The 21,073-nt window shown below is 58.1% G+C and carries 12 protein-coding genes; 2 read left to right on the forward strand and 10 right to left on the reverse strand.

What is annotated here, in order from left to right; all coding sequences use genetic code 11:
* From KGB03_RS28565 to KGB03_RS28595, 7 genes are all read right to left on the reverse strand, one after another.
* Positions 1-7,615, reverse strand: a 7,615-nt coding sequence (locus tag KGB03_RS28565; RefSeq protein ID WP_223530574.1) for a filamentous hemagglutinin N-terminal domain-containing protein, incomplete at its 3' end; no start/stop codon positions are given.
* 25 nt (positions 7,616-7,640) lie between these two features.
* Entirely contained in the window at positions 7,641-9,347 is a 1,707-nt protein-coding gene (locus tag KGB03_RS28570; RefSeq protein ID WP_223530576.1) for a ShlB/FhaC/HecB family hemolysin secretion/activation protein, read from the reverse strand.
* 293 nt (positions 9,348-9,640) lie between these two features.
* Positions 9,641-9,967: a hypothetical protein gene (locus KGB03_RS28575; protein ID WP_165934050.1), complete on the reverse strand. Its 327-nt coding sequence runs from the start codon at positions 9,965-9,967 to the stop codon at positions 9,641-9,643.
* Between the two features lie 313 nt (positions 9,968-10,280).
* Positions 10,281-10,751, reverse strand: a complete 471-nt coding sequence (locus tag KGB03_RS28580; protein WP_223530578.1) for a hypothetical protein — start codon at positions 10,749-10,751, stop codon at positions 10,281-10,283.
* 360 nt (positions 10,752-11,111) lie between these two features.
* Positions 11,112-11,849, reverse strand: a complete 738-nt coding sequence (locus KGB03_RS28585; protein WP_111452707.1) for a hypothetical protein — start codon at positions 11,847-11,849, stop codon at positions 11,112-11,114.
* Positions 11,850-11,876: 27 nt separating this feature from the next.
* Positions 11,877-12,371, reverse strand: coding sequence for a hypothetical protein (locus KGB03_RS28590; RefSeq protein WP_223530580.1), 495 nt, complete (start codon positions 12,369-12,371; stop codon positions 11,877-11,879).
* Positions 12,372-12,466: 95 nt separating this feature from the next.
* The gene (locus tag KGB03_RS28595) at positions 12,467-15,871 is read right to left on the reverse strand and encodes a filamentous hemagglutinin N-terminal domain-containing protein (protein WP_317851247.1); all 3,405 of its coding nucleotides are present in this window, start codon (positions 15,869-15,871) and stop codon (positions 12,467-12,469) included.
* Between the two features lie 383 nt (positions 15,872-16,254).
* Here KGB03_RS28595 and KGB03_RS28600 point away from each other — a divergent pair, with 383 nt between their 5' ends.
* A complete protein-coding gene (locus tag KGB03_RS28600) occupies positions 16,255-16,533 on the forward strand; it encodes a hypothetical protein (RefSeq protein ID WP_223530582.1) in 279 nt (92 codons plus the stop codon).
* Between the two features lie 71 nt (positions 16,534-16,604).
* On the opposite strand, the gene KGB03_RS28605 is transcribed toward KGB03_RS28600, so the two are convergent.
* Entirely contained in the window at positions 16,605-17,951 is a 1,347-nt protein-coding gene (locus tag KGB03_RS28605) for a DEAD/DEAH box helicase (protein ID WP_008153197.1), read from the reverse strand.
* Between the two features lie 193 nt (positions 17,952-18,144).
* On the opposite strand from KGB03_RS28605, the gene KGB03_RS28610 reads away from it, so the two are divergent.
* The gene (locus KGB03_RS28610; RefSeq protein WP_223530584.1) at positions 18,145-19,443 is read left to right on the forward strand and encodes a mechanosensitive ion channel family protein; all 1,299 of its coding nucleotides are present in this window, start codon (positions 18,145-18,147) and stop codon (positions 19,441-19,443) included.
* Positions 19,444-19,558: 115 nt separating this feature from the next.
* On the opposite strand, the gene KGB03_RS28615 is transcribed toward KGB03_RS28610, so the two are convergent.
* Both KGB03_RS28615 and KGB03_RS28620 read right to left on the reverse strand, forming a co-directional pair.
* Entirely contained in the window at positions 19,559-20,059 is a 501-nt protein-coding gene (locus KGB03_RS28615) for a MepB family protein (protein ID WP_218536426.1), read from the reverse strand.
* Positions 20,056-20,934, reverse strand: coding sequence for a carboxylate/amino acid/amine transporter (locus KGB03_RS28620; RefSeq protein WP_223530586.1), 879 nt, complete (start codon positions 20,932-20,934; stop codon positions 20,056-20,058). The genes KGB03_RS28615 and KGB03_RS28620 overlap by 4 nt, the downstream gene beginning before the upstream one ends.
* Between the last annotated feature and the right edge of the window lie 139 nt (positions 20,935-21,073).

The raw sequence follows: 21,073 nt of genomic DNA on the forward strand, positions 1-21,073 counted from the left end.
CTGGCGTGCTGCTGTCTTGGCCGCTCAGGCGGAACAGGCCGTTCTGCCCGGTGGGTAGAGCGAAGCCGGGCAAGGTCAGTGGATTGACTTGCTGTTGGGCCAGGTTGGGCGGCAGTTGCTGATTAACGGTAATGCGCGTGGAGAACTGGCTGCCCGAAGCTCCGGTGCCCGTACGGGGACCACTGCCCACGTAGCTGTAGCCAGGGCGTACGACGCTGTTGTCGATGTTGTTCTGGGCGTTGATGTTGACTGCACCCGCAGCCTGGATAATGGCGGCATAGCTCTGATCGCCGGTGGCCAACTGGGTGACCTGGCGGAACTCGGGCATCTCGACTTCGGTGGTGCCGATGAAGTCGGCCATTGCCGCTTCCAGGCCGGTGAGGTGGTTGGCGTCATAACCGCTGCTGGCAAACCAGTACTGATTGGTGAAGGCGCTGGCGGCATCAAGCCAGCTGCCGGCGCCGTTGTCCCGTTTGCTGCGGTACACCCGCACCGTTTCGGTATCGTTGGTCTCTACGCCGGTGTTGGTCAGGTTGTTCAGCGTAGCGGTGAGGTTGCCGCTGGTGGCGATGGTGCTGCTCTGGTTGAACAGGTCGCCGCCGTTGATGTTCAGATTACCGCCAGCGGTGATGCTGGACGCCGCACTGGCGGCGGTCACTTCCAGTTTTTCACGCTGGGTGATATCCCAGGTATGAGTTTCCTTGCCGCCGCCGCAGTCATTGTGGTAACCCGGCCGGTAGCACGCACCCTCATCAATCCTGGCGGTGTAGATACCGCCATTACTGATGGTCAACAGCGCCCGGATGTTCTGTATCGTGCTCGCCGCCAGGCTCATGCTGCCGTCGCTTTGAATCGACGCCGAACTGTTGACGATGCTGTCGGCCTGGGCGCCTTGCCCATTACGGTCAATCGTGAGATTGCCCAGGCTGTAGATGTTGGCGTAGCTGTTGTTCAGCGCATTGACCCGCAGGCTCATGTTGCCGCCGCTGAAGATCAGCCCGCGGTCATTGACCAGCGAGCCGGTGGTCACGGTCAGCGCTTGACCGCTGCCCAGCGCGCCCTGGTTGTAGATACCCCCCGCGTTGACGGTCAGGTTAGTCGCCGAGGTCAGGCGACCGACATTGCTCAATTGGCCCCCCACCGTCACCGAGGTGTCACCGCCGCCGGCGATGGTCGAAGCGGCGTTGAGGTTCACTTGCGCGGCACTCAGTCCGAGCGTTCCGAGGCTGCTGAGCCGGCCATTGCCCCAGTATGTACCGCCGAGGTTGAGGCTTAGCGTGCCGTCACTGGCGATCAGTCCATCGTTGTACCAATTGCCGCCGGTACCGACGAGGCTGGTGGAAGCGAGCAGTTGGCCGCTGGCGGTCTGGCTGAAGTTATTGACGTTGACGTTCAGGCGTCCGGCCTGGATGACGTTGCTGTTGCTCCAGCTGTCGGCGTTGAGGGTCAAGCCGCCGCGGGTGACGATCGAGCCACCAGCGCCGGTGACGTTGGCAGTGGAAATGTCGAAGGTGCCGTTGCCCACGTGCAGCAGACTGCCGCCACCGTTGAGGAAGCTGCCAACCGCCATGCTCAGGTCGCTGTTGGCGCTTTCCAGGGTGCCGTTGCGGTTGTCGAACAGGCCGCCGATCTGAAAGTTGGTTTTGCCACTGGTGCCAAGTGCACGCAGTTGACCGGTCTGGTTATCGAGGCTGGCCGCCTTGATCGATAAGGTGCTGTCGCTCTCGATGATGCCCAGACGGTTGTTCAACGCGCCGCTGAGGTTGAGGTCGATCTGTTGACCGGCGATCTGGCCATCGTTGTCGCCGCTGTTGTCAAAATTGTTGCCGGTGACGTTGACCTTGCCTTTGGCGTAGAGACCGCCGTTGCGGTTGTCGAAGTTGCCGGTGGCGATGATCGCGTCGCCGCTTTGCGCAGCGATACGCCCGCCGTAGTTGTCGATGCCGGCCAGCACAGTCAGGTTCAGGCGCTGGGCCTGGGTGACGCCGCTGCGGCGGTTGTTGTTCAGGTCATAGCCGTTTTTCAGCACGCCGGTCAGGTTGGCCGTGAATGCTGCTTGCAGACTGGCGAGCACGCCGCCGCGGTTATCGAGGTTGCCGGCCTTGATGGACAGGTCACCGTCCTTGGCGACGATCCGACCGCTCTGGTTGTCGATATCACCGCTGATGGTGAGGTTCAAAGCCCCTTGGCTTTGCAGGGTGCCCTTGGCGTTGGTGAGGCTGGCGGCCTGGATTTGCAGGTCGCCATTCTGGCTGTAGATCTGGCCGTCGGCGCTGTTCTGCAGCGTACCACCCGTGGTGATGGTCAGTAGATCATTGGCCGCGATAGTGCCGAGATTGCGGTTGTCCAGGTCACCGGTAAGCAGGGTCATCAAGCCTTGGCTGGCGAGTTGGCCGCCCTGGTTATTGATGTGTGTGGTGCGTTGCACCCGCAGCGGGCCGGCGCTGGCCAGTTTGCCGTTGGTGTTGGTCAGGGCACCGAGCAGGTCGAGGGTGACGGCAGCGTTGCCGATCAGGTTGCCGCCAGTGTTATCCAGTGTGGTGCCGGTGAAACTGAGGTCCTGTTTTGCGTTGACCGAGCCGCCGGCATTACCCAGGGTCATGGCCTGCATGGCCAGGGTCGCGCCGCTGTCGATCAAGCCGCCCTGAGCGTTGTTGAGCAGACCGCTGAGGGTCAGGGTCTGGGCGCCACCACTGGAGAGGATGCCGCCGTTGCTGTTGTCCAGGCTTGCCGCATTGACGCTCAGGGTTTTCTGGCTGACCAGCGCACCTTCGCCGCTGTTGAGAATCGCACCGCTGACGCTGACGACCACATCGCTGTCGTGACTCGACAGCGTGCCTTTGTTGCGGTTGTCCAGGTTGTTGCTGGTGAGGTTCAGGCCCTGCCAGCCAGAGATCAGGCCGCCCTGGTTGAGTACTGTGTCGGCGTTGACCGTCAGCAAGTTGCTGCTGATCAGTTTGCCGCCGCTGTTATCCAGGGCGCGGGATGTCAGGTTGAGGCTTTGGCTGCTGGAGATTTCGCCGCTGCGATTGTTCAGGTCGCGCAGGTGCTGGATGCTCAGCAAGCCTGCGGTGGTGATCAGACCGCCGCTGTTGTTCAGGTCGCCGGTAACGGAGCCGAAGTCGATGGCAATCGCGCTGCCCAGCAAAGAACCGTTCTGGTTATTGAGGCCGCTGCTGTTGATCGTCAGCCCGGTGGTGGCGTTGATCAGTCCCAGATTCTGGTTAGTCAACAGCCCGTCGAGGTTCAGGTCGAGATTGGCACGGCTGGTCAAGGTGCCGCCGCTGTTGTCCAGGCTGGCGGCTTTGACGTCAAGTGCCGCGGCGGCGATAAGGCCTTTGAGGTTGGTCAGTGCCTGATCGATGCGCAGGGTCAGATTCTGATTGCTCAGCAGTTTGCCATTGCTGTTGTCCAGGCTACGAGCGGCGAGCGTGAAGGCCTCGGCGCTGGAGATTTCGCCGCCATCGTTGTTGATGTCGGTGAGGTTCTTGAGCATCAGCAATGGCGCGCTGATCAGGCCATTCTGGTTGTTCAGCTGACCCTTGTTCAGATCCAGCACCAGGGACGTGTTGCTGAACAGTTGCCCGCCTTGCTGATCAAGGCCGGTGACGCTGGCAGTCAGCGCACCGACACTGGCGATGCGACCGCCATCCTGGTTAGTCAGTTGGGTGGCCGTCAGGTCCAGACTGGCCCCGCTGTTCAATCGACCGGTGTGGCTGTTATCCAGTGCGCCGGTGTTGACGATCACCGCGCCCTTGCCGCTGATGCTCCCTTTGTTGCGGTTATCCAGGCTGGCGCTGTTGAGTGTGATACCTGCGTCAGTGACGATTTCGCCGCCCTGATTGAGTACCGCGCCGCTGGTGGTCAACGTCAGCGGCCCGGCAGCGGAAACGCTGCCCAGGGTGTTGGTCAGGCTGGCGGCTGTGACCCCGAGCATCCCTTCAGCGCTGAGCAGGCCCTGGCTATTGTTCAGGTCACCCGTGAGATCGAGCGATAGTTTTTTCTGACTCAACACAGAGCCGTCACTGTTATCGAGATCGCGGCCGGTCAGTGTCAGATCGGCCTTGCCCGAGAGCAGGCCCTTGGCGCGGTTGATCACCTGATTAACCGTCAGCACCAGTGCGCCTTCGGCGAACACCTGGCCGCCATCGCTGTTATCCAGACGGTTGCCGACCAGGGTCACATCTGACTTGCTCGACAATTCACCACCGCGGTTGTCGACCGATTCCACGTTCAGGTGCAGGGCGTTGGTCGCACCGACCAGGCCGCCAAACCGGTTATCGAGGTTGATGCCCGTCAGAGTGAGTCCACCGGTTGCGATCAACTGACCGCCCTGGTTGTTCAGGGTCGCGACGCTGGCCGTGACATCGGTTTTACCGGCGATCTGGCCACGGGTGTTGTCCAGGCTATCAGCGCTGATGTGCACGTCACCGTCAGCGATGAACGTGCCGTCTTGATTGACGAGTTGACCGTCTACCGTCACCCCGAGGGCGCCGCGACTACTGATCAAGCCGCCGGTGTTGTCCAGACGGGCGCTGTGCACCTCCAGGGTCTGTGCGGCAATCAGGCCCTTGATGCTGGCGAGCAGTTGATCGATGTGCAGGGTCAAAGCCTGATTGCTGATCAATTTGCCGTTGCTGTTATCCAGATTCTGCGCGGTCAGAGTGAAGGCCTGAGCGCTGGAGATTTCACCGTGCTGGTTGTTGACGTCCTTGAGGTTTTTCAACATCAGCAACGGCGCGTTGATCAGCCCGTTCTGGTTGTTCAGTTGGCCCTGGTTCAAGTCCAGGCTCAGCGAGGTTTTGCTGAACAGTTGACCGCCCTGCTGATCGAAACCGGTGACACTGGCAGTCAGGGCCTTATCGCTGGCGATTCGGCTGGCAACACCGTTGCTGACTTGGGTCGCGGTCAGGTCGAGGGTATCGCCGCTGATAAATTGGCCGCCCTGAGTGTTGTCGAACGTACCGGTGGTGACGGCGGTCGTGTTCTTGCCACTGATCAGGCCGTTCTGGCTGTTGTTCAGGCTTTGGCTGTTGAGGGTCAGGCCGCTGTCGGTGGTGATCGAACCGCCCTGATTGTTCAGCGCTCCCGTCGTGGTCAGCGCCAGCGCGCCGGCGCTCGACACGCTGCCGCGGGTGCTGTCGAGGCTGGCCGCATTGACCGTCAAAGTGCCTTCACTGCTGATCAGGCCTTCGATGTTGCTCAAGGCTTGGTCGAGGCGGATATCCAACCCAAGCTGAGCGACAAGGCTGCCGCCGCTGTTGTCCAGGCTCTGGCCGGTCACTGTCGTGGCGCCCTTGCCGAACAACAGCCCCTGGGTCTGGTTGATGATCTGCGCCACTTTCAGGCCCAGTTCGGTGCCGGCCAGGATCTTGCCGTTGTCACTGTTGTTCAGGCTTTGGCCTTCGATGGCCACATCAACGGCGCTGGAGATTTCGCCGCCGCGATTGTCCACCTCATCGACGTTGAGTTTCAGCGCTTTTGTCGCGCCTACCAGTCCTCCGTTGCGGTTATCGAGCCCTTTGCCTTTGAGGGTCAACATCCCTTGGGCGACCAGTTCGCCGCCCTGGTTGGTGAACTGCGCAACCTTGGCCGTCAGATCGGTTTTGCTGGAGATACGACCGCTGCTGTTGTCGACGCTGGCGGCCTCCAGTTGCACCGGACCCGCCGCGCTGAGTAAGCCGCCGCGGTTATCCAGATGAGTGCCATTGAAGTTGATGGCGGCCTGGCTGTTGAGCAGACCTTGCTGACGGTTATCGAGTTGTCCGACGGTCAGTTGCAGGTCTTTGCCAGCGCGTACTTTGCCGGTGCGGTTGTCCAGCGAATCGCTGCGCAGGGTCAGCCGATCCTTGCCGATCAGGCTGCCATTGCGGTTGTCGAGACTGCCGACCTGAAGGTCGACCACGCCTTTGGCGCTCAGGTTGCCATTCTGGTTGTCGAACAGACCATTGATGCGCGCGGTGAGACTGCCATCACTGACCAGGCTGCCGTCATGGCTGTTATCCAGGCTGGCAGCACTGATGCTCACGCTTTGGCCGGAACCCAGTACACCGTTCTGGTTATTCAGAGCACCGATCAAACCGATGTTCAGTGCAACGTCGCCCGTTACCTGACCATCACTGTTGTCCAGCGTCGTGGCGGTGACGGTGGTGTTGCCTGCGCTGGAGACTTCGCCATCGTGGTTGTTCAGGTGGCCGAGATTCGCCGAGAGGTTGCCGTTGCTGGTGATTACCCCTTTAGTGTTGAGCACCTGCGTGGCTTTCAGCTCCAATGCACCGCTGCCGAGCACCCGACCAGTGTTCCGGTTGTCCAGGGTAGTGGCAGTGATGCTGGTTTTTTGCTGCCCGCTTACGGTGCCGCCCTGGTTATTCAACGTCTGTGCGGTATTGACCGTCAGGTTGCGGCTGGCCACCACGCTCTTGCCGGTGTTGTTGAAGTTCTGCGCACTCAGGCTCACATCGCCGTTGGCGTTGCGGCTGGTGTCGGCGTTGACCCCGGCTTCAATGATGCCGTTGTTGGTCAGTACACCGCCGGCGCTAAGGGTGATGCTGTCCCGGGCCGCGAGGCTTTGCTGGTTGGTCAGGTTGCCCTGGGTTTGTACGTTGACGGCGGTGCCGGCGTAAACCGGGCCGCTAGCATCAAGGCTGGTCGCTTTGACGTTCACCGCGCCCGCCGCAGAAGCCTGCGCAAGGCTCAGATGACCGTTGGCATCGAGCTGGATATCTCCACCACTAGCCGCCAGGTTGCCGTCGAGTTTCACCCCGACCCCGGCTTCGGTGCCCACCAGTTTGATCGCCCCGGCGTACATGCCGCCCAACGCAGAAGAGTCGATGGCCAATTGCGGTTTGGCACTGCCGTCATCGGCGCGAGCGGTGGCGTTGAGGCTGTCGGCGTTGACGTCGTTGCGACCGGCGACAATCGTCAGGTTCTTCGCCTGAATCTCGGCATTGATCTTCGCGCTACGGGTGATGATTTCGAAGCTGTCGACGTTGTTGGCATTCAACCCGGCACCGTCGATGGAGACGCTGCCCTGATCCACCTGAAAGCGATCCAGTCGACCGTTGTCCAGCACCGGTTTGCCGGTGGTCAGGGTCACGCGCGGCGTGTTGATGAAGCCGCAACCGTTGCAGCTGATGCCATAGGGGTTGGCGACGATCACTCGCGCCGACTGCCCCGCCACTTCGGTGTAACCGCGCAACTGGCTAGGGCTGCCGCCGATCACTTCGTTGAGGATGGTTTGTGCCGCGATCCGGTTGGTGAGGTTGGGGTTGCCGACAATGATCCCGCCCAACTGCGTCGCGCCGGTCTGGTTGGCGACATTGTTGAGGATCACACCCTGGGTGCCGACGTTGTAATCGTGAAACTGGTTATGCGACAGGCCGCTGCCGTTGGGCGTGGCGATCTGGATGATCGGCACACCGTTACCCGCTTGCCCGAGGCTGGTACCTGGCGTGGCCACCACAATCCCGTCGGCCTGCGCCCACATCGGCTGCCAGAACATGACGTTGGCCAACAGGAACGCCAACCCGCGTTTGGGCATGCCCCAGAAGTGTTCTCGGGTTTTCAGGTCCGCAGAAGGCTGGCGTGCGAGGAAGGCGTGATGGCGAACGTCCATGATTTGAATCTCGTTAAAGCAAAACTTAGAGGAAGAAATCCACGCGGAAATAGATCGGCGCTTCGCGCTCGGTCAGGGTGTCCGGACGTTCGAGGGAATGGGCAAACGTCACGCTGGCGGCCAGATGCTGACCGCGTGCAAACAACTCCACCGAGTTGCTGGACATGCGCCCGTGCTGATCGCCGTTGTAGCGATCGCCACGGATCACGCCCTGGTCGTAGCCGAGGCTGGTGCCGTACTCGGCGAACGCCGGGCGCAGCCATTCCAGTGTCACCGGGCGGGTCCAGCGCAGGTCGTTGCGCCAGTAACCGCCGCTGTCGCCGGACAAGGATTGATCCTTGTAACCACGGATCGACGACTGCCCGCCGAGGCTGGTGCGCTGCGGGCTGAACAGCACGTCTTCACTGCGCTGGCCGGTCATCAGGCTACTGAAACTGAACGACTCGCCCCACACCTTGAACGGTTGCAGGTAGCTCGCGGTGGCGGTGTATTTGCGGTAGAGCGCATTCGGTTCGCCGGGGCCTGGGTGACCGTTGCCCTGCGCATCGAACGCGCCGATGCCTTGTTGCATGCCGAGGTCAATGTTGACGAACGCGCTGCCGACTCGCCGACCGTGGTTGATGCCGAACTGCGCTTCGCTGATGCGGTTGCTGCTCAGCTTGAGCTTGCTGTCTTCGATGAAGTTGTTGGTGCGCAGGTAAGAGAGACCGGTGCTGAGGGATGTCTTGCTCACGGCATCGCGATGGATCACCCGCTCGGCGCGCAGCTGATGGTTTTCGCTATCGCCGGTCTGCTTGAAATTGAAGCCATTGGCTTGAGCCTGCGAGCGGTATTCACTCTGGCTGTAGGTGTAATTGAAGTTCCACCAGCCCCACGGCAGGTTGTAATTGAGCATCGCGTTGTTGGAGGTGTGCTGGTGATCGGTCATGGCATCGTGACCGCCGCGCAACATCAGTTGATCGGCCAGGCCCAGCGGGCTGTCCCAATCAAACGTCGTGCCCCACTGCTGCTCGCCGGTGCTGCGCTGGCCGTCATTACTGCGGGACAACCCGGCACGCCAAGGCTTCTGCGGCGTGTTCTTGACCAGCACTTCGCTACCGCCGACGTTCTTGCCCGGCGCCAACTCCATCTGCGCCTGATTCGATGGCAAACGGTTGAGCTGATCGACCAGTTGCTCAATTTCCCGCAGGTTGACCAACTCGCCAGTCTTGCCGGGAAAAGCCATGCCCAACTCGCGGTCGGACAGCTTGCTGCCCTCCGCGCCTTTCAACCCTTCGAGCTTGCCTTCGACCACCAGCACCTTCAGATGCCCGCCGGACAAATCCTGCTGCGGCAGGTAGGCACGGCTGGTGACCAGGCCTTTTTCGATGTAGTGGTCGGTGATGACTTTCAGCAGTTCGTTGAGCTGCGTGACGCCCAGGCACTGACCGATATAAGGCTTGAGCAGGCGATTTTTATCGCTGTCCGAGAGACTGTCGGCGCCTTTGAGCTCGATGTCCTTGATGGGGAAACAACGCGCGTCGGCCGGGGCCGTCGGTTGCGCGGGTTTGGCTTCCTTGCCGGGTAATTCCTTGAGTTCTTCGAGACGCCGACGCTGCTCTTCGAGCAAGCGATCCTGACGTTCGCGGATCAGATCGGTTTCACCGGGAGTGGGGGCGGCGTGAGCAAGATTCAGCGGAGAAAGGCACAGCAAAGCCAGGCACAACCTCGCCACGAGGGCGGGTGGGTACATGTTCGATCCCTCGAATGGAGACTGATAGCAAAATAGTGGCGCGATATTAGAGGGCCACTATTCTGGCGTCAATGAATGGATCCATTCGAAAATAGGTAATTGACGACGGGGGCTGGCTAAACCAGGCGCTTGCAACGTGAGGGACAGCGCGAAAATCGGGGACAGAACACGTTGAATCGAAAAAGCACTGCCTCTTTCTCAGGATAAATGTGGTCTGCCCCGTTTATCCCCCATCAACAGGCGCAGGCGTTGGAGTAGATTTGTGGGGATCCCTCAGGGGATGTCCCCGCCTTTCAAACAATCTCGTCATATCCGTAATTGATCTTCAGCTTATTACGCAGAACATCGAAATTTATTTCACATTTCGTCCAAACAACTTCTCCACTTAAAAGCGATCCATTTCTTAACTTAACCAAAAGTTCTGTTAAATCGCCTACCGCACGAGCGGGCGGCCTGAACCAATCAGTCTTGTCGCTACTATCGACATAGTCGAATTCGTACTTACAAGTGTCACCTTCTGGATACAACTCGGCTCTTACGACAATTACATTGGCACTTTCGGGGCCTGCGTCAACCAACAGTTGCCCGATCTCTTGCAACAAATCCTGTTCCTGCACCATCAAACACCTCCCGGGGCGTTCTTGAAGTCGATGGTAACCGGCCGGCCCCCATTGAAAGAGCCGGCTGCCTTGAGGCCATCGACCAGCCAATACCAGTTGTAGGTCTACTCGACCACGACACCGAGCAGTTCGGTACGATGCGGTTCGAGTAGCGGAAGAATTTGCATCAGCTCATTGTGGAGAAAAGGGGACAGATTTATTTTCTGCACAAGCCAAAAAATAAATCCGTCCCCTTTTCTATTTTCTACTGTGGAAGCAATGTCGGACAGACCACAATCAACGATCCAATGCTATCCCAACACCCCTACCACATCTAATCTTCGACATAACTCCCCTCAGGCAAAAAGAAATAGGCCGTTAACCAACAGGTAGCCATCGATGCGACGAACAGTATCAAAAGCTCAATAACATAGTCTGAGTATTGAGCCCCCTTGATATTTTGCACCACATTCGAAATAAACAACAATACCCACAACGTTGTTATACAACCTCCAAAAAAAGAAACCACCATACAATTACGCGGTGTTTTCTTGACTTTAATTAATGCAATCGCCAATGCGTAACCCAGAAACGGCAAAAAGTAAGCTAATTGTATGAAAAGAGGGGTTAAAAACGGCATTAACAGTAATTCAATGCCCCTCACCGAACCCAACAATTTTGGATTATTCACCAGCTCGGCGAGCACTGCTACTGTTCTGATAATTCCGGCAATGAATCCAAGTACTAGCGGACAAAGAAAAAAAGCCAGAAAAACTTTACGACGAGGATAAATGATTCCACTCATGGCGCACAACCTTGACTCTTAGAGTATCCTAGTAATTTGCAACCAAATTCCACCCGAGACTTATAGTCCAAAATAGACACCCCGCCATTGGCACCAACAATGGAATCTGACCAAATTGAAGTATCAGTAGCTAGCCTTCCAATATTCTGAAAAATATTGTGCCCCTCCAGAAATCCTTCATGAATTGATTACAGCAAAGATTGCTCGGTCTTTAATTGATTTATATTCCAAGCAACACTTTATTGAATAGGCCCTTGAAGTTATCAGGCATAAGGGGACAGATTTATTTAATGATCGAACTACCAAGCAATAAATATATCTGCTCCATTAACATTTTTTCTTTACACATCCGCACCAGTCTCAATCAAACAAAACCCCTCTGAGGGTACGTTGCCTTTCTATTGTTTTATCGTCATGAAAGCAGCTTTCTGACGCAACAACTTTAACAAACTCAGCTCCTTCGAAAACTATAAAACCCTGTGCCCTCAACAACAATAAAGTAGACGCTCTATTCTTTCCGACATTCTCCCAAAACAAATCACTCAGCCACATAGTGCTTCCAATGGCCTCTACGTACCCTTGCCGAAGTTCGATACGTCCGGGATTCCCAGAAGTATCAATTTCCATTTGAGTCAAAGGCGCAGGCAGACCATTTGTTTTTTGAGGAAGCTGTGAAAAAGAGCGTCCAGCACACGCGTACTCCATAGGGTCTTTCGCATTTTGCCAAAAATCATATTCGACATCTGAAATCCACGCTTGAATAAGACCTTTGACACTTAGAAAAGGCGCGACCAGTTCTTCCCAAGCAATCTTATTGGCACAACCTGCTTCTTGTATGGTCAGAAAGCTGTGGGCTAAGGCAGGCAGGATGCCGAATCGAAGTTCAAGTCCGTTCGATACCACGCCGCTAGGCCAGGACTTTTTTTTCGATATGTTTTTTTCAAGTGCCTTCACACCAACGTCAACTCCATGCATCGAAAAAACCGTAGGCAAGCCAAGTTTATTTAACGCGCCGATAAAGGTAGCTAATACCTGCTCGCCGCTTATCGAATCGGCAGCAAAAACAAACTTCAACTTCTCCGGCCTTTTATCTTTCACTTAAACTCCTTGACAATTACTGTCACGTTATACTCTCGACCAAATTCGATAAGCGACTTCGCAGCCGCCGCCCCCCCCCGGCTGAACACGCAGATCAAGCGCCATACTGGCTGGAACACCGTTCACTTTTGCTCCGTTCGTTCCTAGATCAATAATGTGATCCTGCATACGGTTCAGCCATGTTGTACCTGTGGTGTCTACCGATTTCAGACTAACAAGCGTGTTACCGTTTTGGAAATCGACCAGTGGAAAATATCCATTTCTTTCAGCGCCAACGTTGTACCAGCCGCTTTCAGGTGAATAGTCATTTTTAGCAAGGTACGATTCGATGGTGGAACCCCGCTCAGTCGGTTTCAGGGTCCAGACGTCTGCGAGGTTTTTTGTTGGACCGGATGGGCTATCCACTGCCGGGGGAACAACCTTGGTCGGATCCTTACCGGTGCGTATAACCCGAACAGCAGCCAATCCAGCCGCAAGCGTCATAACGCCTGCCATAACAGCTGCAGCACGCTCGGGGCTCATCCCCCACTTTTCAACAAGGATATCCGCAACTGCACTTGCCGAGTGCTCAGTGGTAGCACCTGCCAGCAGATTCTGGAAGCCATCGTTTTCCGCAATCAGCAGGTTATAAGCCTCACGGGCTTCGGGTGATGCAGAGGCGGCAGACCTTTTTCGCTGTTGTCGAGGGTATCAGCGGTCAGCTTGAGCACACCGGTGGTGATCAATTTGCCTTTCTGGTTATTCAGGGTTTTGACCTGAACGGTGGCGTCGGCCTTACCGGCAATATCGCCGCCAAGATTGTCCAGGGTGTCGGCAATGAGCAGCAGTTCACCGTCAGCGATGACCGCACCTTTCTGGTTAGCCAGCGTGTTGTCAGTGGTCAGCTCCAGCCGGTCGTGACTGCTGATCAAGCCTTCGCTGTTGTTGAGGCTGTCGCTGTGGCTATCCAGGGATGCTGCGGAAATCACACCCTTGAGGTTGTTCAGGGCTTGTGCAATACGCAGGGTCAGCCCCTGATTGCTCAGCAACTTGCCGTTGCTGTTGTCCAGATTCTGAGCGGTCAGTGTGAAGGCTTGAGCGCTGGAGACTTCACCGTGCTGGTTGTTGACGTCCTTGAGGTTTTTCAACACGAGCAACGGCGCGTTGATCAGACCGCTTTGGTTGTTCAGTTGACCGTTGTTCAGGTCCAGGCTCAGGCTGGTTTGGCTGAACAGTTCACCGACCTGCTGGTCGAGCCCGGTGACCGAGGCCGTCAACGCTTGCTGGCTGGCAATGCGTCCGGTGGCGTTATTAACGTGCTTGGCGGTGAGCTCCAGGGTGGCGCCGCTGATGAGGCGACCACCCTGACTGTTATCAACATTGCCAGTGATGACGTGGGTGGCGTCTTTACCGGATATCAGGCCTTTCTGGCTGTTATCCAGGCTGACACTGTTGAGAGTCAAGGTGTTGTCGGTGCTGATCGAACCACCCAGATTGAGTAAGGCGCCACGACTTGTCACGGACAACGCACCGGCACTGCCCAGGCTGCCGGCGCTGTTGTCGAGGCTGGCGGCATTGACGGTCAAAGCTCCTTCGGTGCTGATCAGCCCCTGGTCATTGAGCAAGGCATCGTCGAGGGTGATCACCAAACCCTTGAGGCTGTCGAAGGTGCCGCCGGTATTATCCAGCGTGGTGCCGGTCAGCGTCGTCGCGCCCTTGGCGACGATCAGGCCTTTATTCTGATTGATCAGTTTGGCTACGACCATTTTCAGATCGGTAGCAGCAAAAATTTTCCCGCCATCGCTGTTGTCCAGGCGTTGACCTTCGATCTTCAGCAACAGGCTGCTGGAGAGCTCGCCTGCGCGGTTGTCGATGTCGTCGACTTTAAGCGTCAGCGCTTTAGTGGTGCCGACCAGGCCGCCATTGCTGTTATCGAGGGTGGTGCCGGTCAGGCTCAGATTGCCTTGGGCGACCAATGCCCCGCCTTGTTGTTGCACAAGACCAATGGTGGCGGTGAGGTCACTTTGGCTGGAGATCCGCCCGGCCGAGTTTTGCACTTCATCGGCGTCGAGGGTGACCGCGCCGATGGCACTGAGCAAACCGCCACTGTTGTCCAGGCGAGTACCGTCATAGGCGATACCGGCCTTGCCGCTGATCAAGCCTTTGTCGCGGTTATCCAGTTGGCCAATCTGCAATTTCAGCTGTTTGTCGGCCTGGATCACTCCGCCGCGATTGTCGGCAGAGTTGCCGCTTATGGTGAGTGTGTCTTTACCACTGACTTTGCCACCGCGGTTGTCGAGGCTGCCGCTGCGCACGTCGATGGCGCCCTTGGCGCTGATTTCACCCGCGTTCTGGTTATCCAGCAAACCGCTGATGCGCGTGGTGAGGCTGCCGTCGCTGACCACCACACCGGTGTCGCGGTTGTCGAGGCTGGCGGCTTTGAGATCCACGCTCTTGCCCGAGCCCAACACCCCGTCGCGGTTATCCAGGGCGCCACTGAGGTCGATATTCAAACCCAGGTCGCCGAGGACCTGACCACTGCGATTGTTCAGTGTGGTTGCGTTAAGCCGAGTGATGCTGGCACTGGAAACTTCACCGTTGCTGTTGTTCAACTGGCCGATCGTGCCCGTCAAACTCCCCGTGCTGTTGATCACCCCCTGGGAGTTGAGGACCTGATTGGCCGTCACGTTCAGCGCACCGCTGCTCAGCACCCGGCCATTGTTCTGGTTGTCCAGGGTCCCAGCGGTGATGTTGGCGGTTTGCGCGGCGCTCAGCGTGCCATTCTGGTTGCTCAGGGTCTGGCTCGTATTGACCGTCAGATTACGGCTGGCCACCACCGTCTTGCCGGTGTTGTTGAGGTTCTGCGCGCTGAGGCTCACATCGCCGTTGGCGTTGCGGCTGGTGTCGGCATTGACCCCGGCTTCAATGATGCCGTTGTTGGTCAGTACACCGCCGGCGCTAAGGGTGATGCTGTCGCGGGCCGCGAGGGTTTGCTGGTTGGTCAGGTTGCCTTGGGTTTGCACGTTGACGGCGGTGCCGGCATAGACCGGGCCGCGCGCATCGAGGCTGGCGGCTTTGACGTTGACTGCACCGTTCGTGGCGGATGTGTCGACAAGACTCAAGTGGCCGTTGGCGTCGAGTTGGATGTCGCCACCGCTGGCGATCAATTTGCCGTCGAGTTTCACCCCGACCCCGGCTTCGGTACCCACCAGTTTGATCGCCCCGACGTACATGCCGCCCAGTGCCGAAGAATCGATAGCCAGTCCTGGTTTGCCGCTGCCGTCGTCCGCGCGGGCGGTGGCGTTGAGATTGTCGGCGTTGACGTCGTTACGACCGGCGACGATGGTCAGGTTGTTCGCCTGAATCTCGGCGTTGATTTTCGCGCTGCGGGTGATGATCTCGAAGCGGTCGACATTAGTGGCGTTCAGCCCGGCGCCTTCGATGGCGATGCTGCCCTGATCGACCTGGAAGCGATCCAGACGGCCGCCGCCGTCTAACACGGGTTTGCCAGTGGTCAGGGTCACGCGCGGGGTGTTGATGAAGCCGCAACCGTTGCAACTGATGCCATAGGGGTTGGCGACGATCACTCGAGCCGACTGCCCCGCTACTTCGGTGTAACCGCGCAACTGGCTAGGGCTGCCGCCGACCACTTCGTTGAGGATGGTTTGTGCCGCGACCCGGTTGGTCAGGTTGGGGTTGCCGACAATGATCCCGCCCAATTGCGTCGCGCCGGTCTGGTTGGCGACGTTGTTGAGGATCACACCCTGGGTGCCGACGTTGTAATCGTGAAACTGGTTATGCGACAGCCCGCTGCCATTCGGTGTGGCGATATTGACGATCGGCACCCCGTTGCCCGCCTGACCGAGACTGGTGCCCGGCGTGGCCACCACAATCCCGTCGGCTTGCGCCCACATCGGCTGCCAGAACATGACGTTGGCCAACAGGAACGCCAACCCGCGCTTGGGCATGCCCCAGAAGTGCTCACGGTTTTTGACCGCAGCAGAAGGCTGGCCAGCGAGGAAGGCGTAGTGGCGAACGTCCATGTCAAAAGGTCTCGTTTCGATCGGCAAGAATGGAATGAACAATTCACAGACACAGCCTTCCCGACACGGCAAACGCTGGGGGCATTTGCAGAGCGAATACGTCATAAGGGGATAAATACGCGCTTGGGTCAGAAGGTCCAAAGCGTGGCGTAAACGACCATTGCATCAGCGTGCGAATGGTCTGTTCGGTCCCTCGAAACGGCGAAGTGATATCAATGTGATGGCGCGATGTTAAGTTGCCATCATTCTGGCGTCAATAAGCCGTTCAGGGTGTTTTTTGGCGGACGCTCTAGCGCGCGGGTTTGGGTCCACTGCCTGAACTTTCTGGGTGGAGAAACCCTCCACTCAATAACGCCGTGACATTGATCAATGAGGCCCTGCTCATGAAAACCACCCTGCTCAAACTCACCCTCGCTGCCACCCTCGCCTGCGCCCTCCCCGCTTGGGCCTGCACACCCGAGGAAGCCACCGCCAAGCGCGAACAATTGGCCAAGGAAGTGACCAAGCTCACCGAGCAGAACCCAGCCAAGGCCAAGGAGATCAACGCCGAGTTACAGAAGATGGATCTGGGAACGGCCAGCAAGGATCTGCCGGACAAGTGCCAGTTGATCGATCAGCGATTGAAGGAGCTGGATTCCGCAGAGAAGAAAACCGAGGGTTGATCCGGCTCAGGAATCCCAGGCATAAAAAAACCGGACATTGGTCCGGTTTTTTTATGGGTCGCCAGAACTGCTTATTCAGCAGCCGGCGCTTCTGGCTTGCGGCGCTTGAGCGGCGCCATGCCGTCCTTGCTGACCAGCGACAAGGCGTCGGTCTTCGGGCGGTTGGCGATCTTGCGTTTGGTCGGGGCCTTGGCGCCGGTTTTCTTCTTGTCGCCCTTGGCGTCGACCTTTTTCTTCTTCACGCCAACGGCTTTGCCCGAGGCCTTGACCTTTTTCGGTCCGCCATAGGTGCCTTTGACTTCCTTGATGGTGCGACGCTCGAAGCTCTGCTTGAGGTAGCGCTCGACGCTCGACATCAGGTTCCAGTCGCCGTGGCAGATCAGCGAGATGGCCAGGCCATCGTTGCCGGCGCGGCCGGTACGACCGATGCGGTGAACGTATTCGTCGCCGCTGCGCGGCATGTCGAAGTTGATCACCAGGTCCAGGCCTTCCACGTCGAGGCCGCGAGCGGCGACGTCGGTGGCGACGAGGATTTTCACGCCGCCCTGCTTCAGACGGTCGATGGCCAGCTTGCGATCCTTCTGGTCTTTGTCACCGTGCAGGACGAACGCTTTGTATTCCTGCGCCACCAGACGGCCGTAGATACGGTCGGCCATGGCCCGGGTGTTGGTGAACACGATGGCCTTCTGGTAGGTCTCGTTGGCCAGCAGCCAGTTCACGATCTGTTCTTTGTGCTGGTTGTGGTCAGCGGTGATGATCTGCTGACGGGTAGTCGCATTCAGATCGCTGACGTTGTTGAGCTGCAGGTGCTCAGGGTTGTTCAGTACCTTGGCGACCATCTCGCGCAGGCCCGAACCACCGGTGGTGGCGGAAAACAGCATGGTCTGCTGGCGGTTGGTGCACTCTTCCACCAGACGCTGGACGTCTTCGGCAAAGCCCATGTCGAGCATGCGGTCGGCTTCGTCGAGGACCAGTACTTCGACTTCCTTGAGGTCGAGGTTGCCGGCGTTCAGTTGCTCGATCATCCGGCCCGGCGTACCGATCAGGATGTCCGGCACCTTACGCAGCATGGCGGCCTGGACCTTGAAGTCTTCACCGCCGGTAATCAGGCCAGACTTGATGAAGGTGAACTGAGCGAAACGCTCGACTTCCTTGATGGTCTGCTGGGCCAGCTCGCGGGTCGGCAGCAGGATCAGGGTCTTGATGCTGACGCGGACTTTAGCCGGGCCGATCAAGCGGTTGAGGATCGGCAAAACGAATGCAGCGGTTTTGCCGCTGCCGGTTTGCGCTGTCACCCGCAGGTCACGCCCTTGGAGCGCCAGCGGAATAGCCGCTGCTTGCACAGGCGTTGGCTCGACAAATTTAAGCTCGGCCACGGCTTTGAGCAGGCGTTCGTGCAGGGCGAATTGGGAAAACACGGGTGCTACCTCGAAGAAATACAAAAAAACAGCTGCATAGGGTAACGGTTTCGAGCGCTCAGGCCGAGTTTCTTTATACAAACGGCGCTAAACAGTGGCTTTTTTGTTGCGTCTTTTGTCCTCAAACGTCATCCAAAGCGTCTTAAATGCTCTAATCGCCCCGTCGCGTCCTACAGAAGAACCGTTTTTACCCATGGATATCAAACAGCTCTGGCTCAACGTCCAAGACCTTTGGGGTGCCCTCGATCAGCACCCCCTCCTGCATTCCAGCCTGGCGTTGGTGGTATTGCTGGTGGTTGCGCTGGTCCTCGGACGAGTGGCGCGCTTCCTCATTCTGCATGCGACCAAAATACTCGGTCGCCAGCCGGCATTGCACTGGATCAATGACTTTCGGCATAACAAGGTCTTTCATCGTCTGGCGCAGATCACCCCCTCGCTGGTGATCCAGTTCGGCTTGCACCTGGTGCCGGAGTTGGGCAAGACCAGTCTGATCTTCCTTGGCAATGTGGCGCTGGCATTTACCATTCTGTTTTTGCTGTTGGCGGTCAGTGCCCTGCTCAGCGCCCTGCTCGACATCTACGCGCGCACCGAACATGCCCGTACCCGCTCGATCAAAGGCTACATACAACTGGCGAAAATGGTCTTGTACGTGTTTGGCGCGATCATCATCGTTGCCACGCTGATCGACCGTTCGCCGCTATTGCTGCTGTCAGGGCTGGGCGCCATGTCGGCGGTGATTCTGTTGGTCTACAAAGACACCTTGCTGTCGTTCGTCGCCAGCGTGCAGCTGACCAGCAATGACATGCTGCGGGTCGGCGACTGGATCGAGATGCCGCAAGTCGGCGCCGACGGCGACGTGGTCGACATCACGCTGCACACGGTCAAAGTGCAGAATTTCGACAAGACCATCGTTTCGATTCCAACCTGGCGCCTGATGTCCGAGTCGTTCAAGAACTGGCGCGGCATGCAGCAATCCGGTGGACGACGGATCAAGCGCAGCCTGTTCATCGACGCCAGTGGCGTGCGGTTTGTGCGCGACGACGAAGAGGCAAAACTGGCTCAGGTGCATCTGCTGACCGACTACATCAGTCGCAAGCAGGCTGAACTCAAGGCCTGGAACGAAGCCCAGGGTAATGTGGCGGCGATGTCGGCCAACCGTCGGCGGATGACCAATATCGGGACGTTCCGCGCGTATGCGCTGGCGTATCTGAAGAGTCACCCGGAAATCCAGCCGAACATGACCTGCATGGTCCGCCAGATGCAAACTACCGCGCAGGGCATTCCCCTCGAGATCTACTGCTTCACTCGCACCACCGCGTGGGCGGATTACGAGCGGATTCAGGGGGATATTTTCGATTACTTGCTGGCGGTGTTGCCGGAGTTTGGCTTGAGCTTGTATCAGCAGCCAAGTGGCGGGGATTTGCGGGCCGGGTTGCTTCCGGCCATGTTAGGCGCGAGCCATATCCCTGAACCCGAAAAACACATCATGTGACACCGTAAATCCCTGTGGGAGCGGGCTTGCTCGCGAATACGGTGTGTCATTCAACATTAATGTCGACTGATACGGCCTCTTCGCGAGCAAGCCCGCTCCCACAGGGGGTTAGTGTTTATTTTTTGAAAAGTCGGCGTACCTGAACGGGGTCGGCATGACCGCTTTGGTCCAGCGTGAGGAAATACTTCAGCTGCCATTGCTGCGTCCTGACTGCCTGTTTAGCGACGGGCCTGGACCACGGCGGATAGACGCGAATCGCTCGCTTGCCGCCTTCACCATCAATCGACATGACCCCTTTGGCCGCCAATATCTCCCGGTCAAACACAAACTGCCCGCGATGGGTTTCATCAGCAACGCTCACCACCACAAAGGCGACGCCATCGCCGCTATCGAGCGGTGCAATCTCGCTGGTCGGCGTTGGCCGCTTCCACAACGTGACGAACTGACCCATCTTGGTCGGCGTGGTTTTCGCCACTCGGAAGACAATCACCTGGCCATCGAGTCCGAAGCGGCAGGCGCCGTAGTCGGCACTCTCCTCCTCGCGCCGAGCTTCATCCGTTAACGTCATACCTGCGGGCTTGTAGATCTGCTCGATGGCGGCGATCAAGTCTGTCATGACCGTTCCCGCAACGGCTGCGGTTCTCGCCTGACACCCAACCGGCTAATCCACACCGCCATCAAAATCACCGCCCCACCCAGGAACAACCGCCCCAGCGCTTCATGCTGATTCCAGATCAGCAGATTGATCAGCAACCCCACCGGCACATGCAGGTTGTTCATCACCGCGAGCGTCCCGCCATTCACCAGGCACGCGCCCTTGTTCCACCAGTACAACCCGAGCGCCGTCGAGACCAGGCCGAGGAATACCAGCACGCCCCATTGCAGAGGTGCTTCGGGCAGGAAGTTCTGTTTGCCGAACAGCAGAAACGCCGGTAGCGCCACCGCCAATGCCCCCAGGTAGAAGTAGCCAAAGCGCCGGTAATGCGGCAAATCGCTCGGGTAGCGCGCCACCAGATGTTTATAAAGTACCTGTCCGGCGGCGTAGGTGAAGTTGGCCAGTTGCAGCAGCAGGAACCCCATGAAGAAATCCGGGTTGATCCGGTCGTAGCGAATCACCGCCGCACCCATCACCGCCACCAGTGCCGCGACCAATGCCCACGGATTGAAGCGCCGGTTCAGCGCGTCTTCGATCAAGGTCACGTGCAGCGGCGTGAGGATGGTGAACAGCAACACCTCCGGCACTGTCAGCACCCGAAAGCTCAGGTACAGGCAGACGTAAGTCACGCCGAACTGCAACGCGCCGATCAGCAGCATGCCGCGCATGAACGCCGGTTCAACCGAACGCCAGCGGGTCAACGGAATGAACACCAGCCCCGCCAGCACCACTCGCACCAGCACCGCGAAGTAACTGTCGACATGACCGGCCAGGTACTCGCCGATCAAACTGAAGGAAAACGCCTGAATCAGCGTGACAAAAAGTAGATAGCCCATGCTCGCCTCGTTTCGAATGGCGGCGACGATAGCGGTTTTTACCAGCCATCGCGACCTGTCAGGCAGCATACAAATTCCCTGTGGGAGCGGGCTTGCTCGCGAATGCGGTGTGCCAGTCGCCATAATTATTGAATGACAC

The organism is Pseudomonas sp. BF-B-26 (genome assembly GCF_019956495.1).
In the GTDB taxonomy this organism is placed as follows: Bacteria; Pseudomonadota; Gammaproteobacteria; order Pseudomonadales; family Pseudomonadaceae; genus Aquipseudomonas.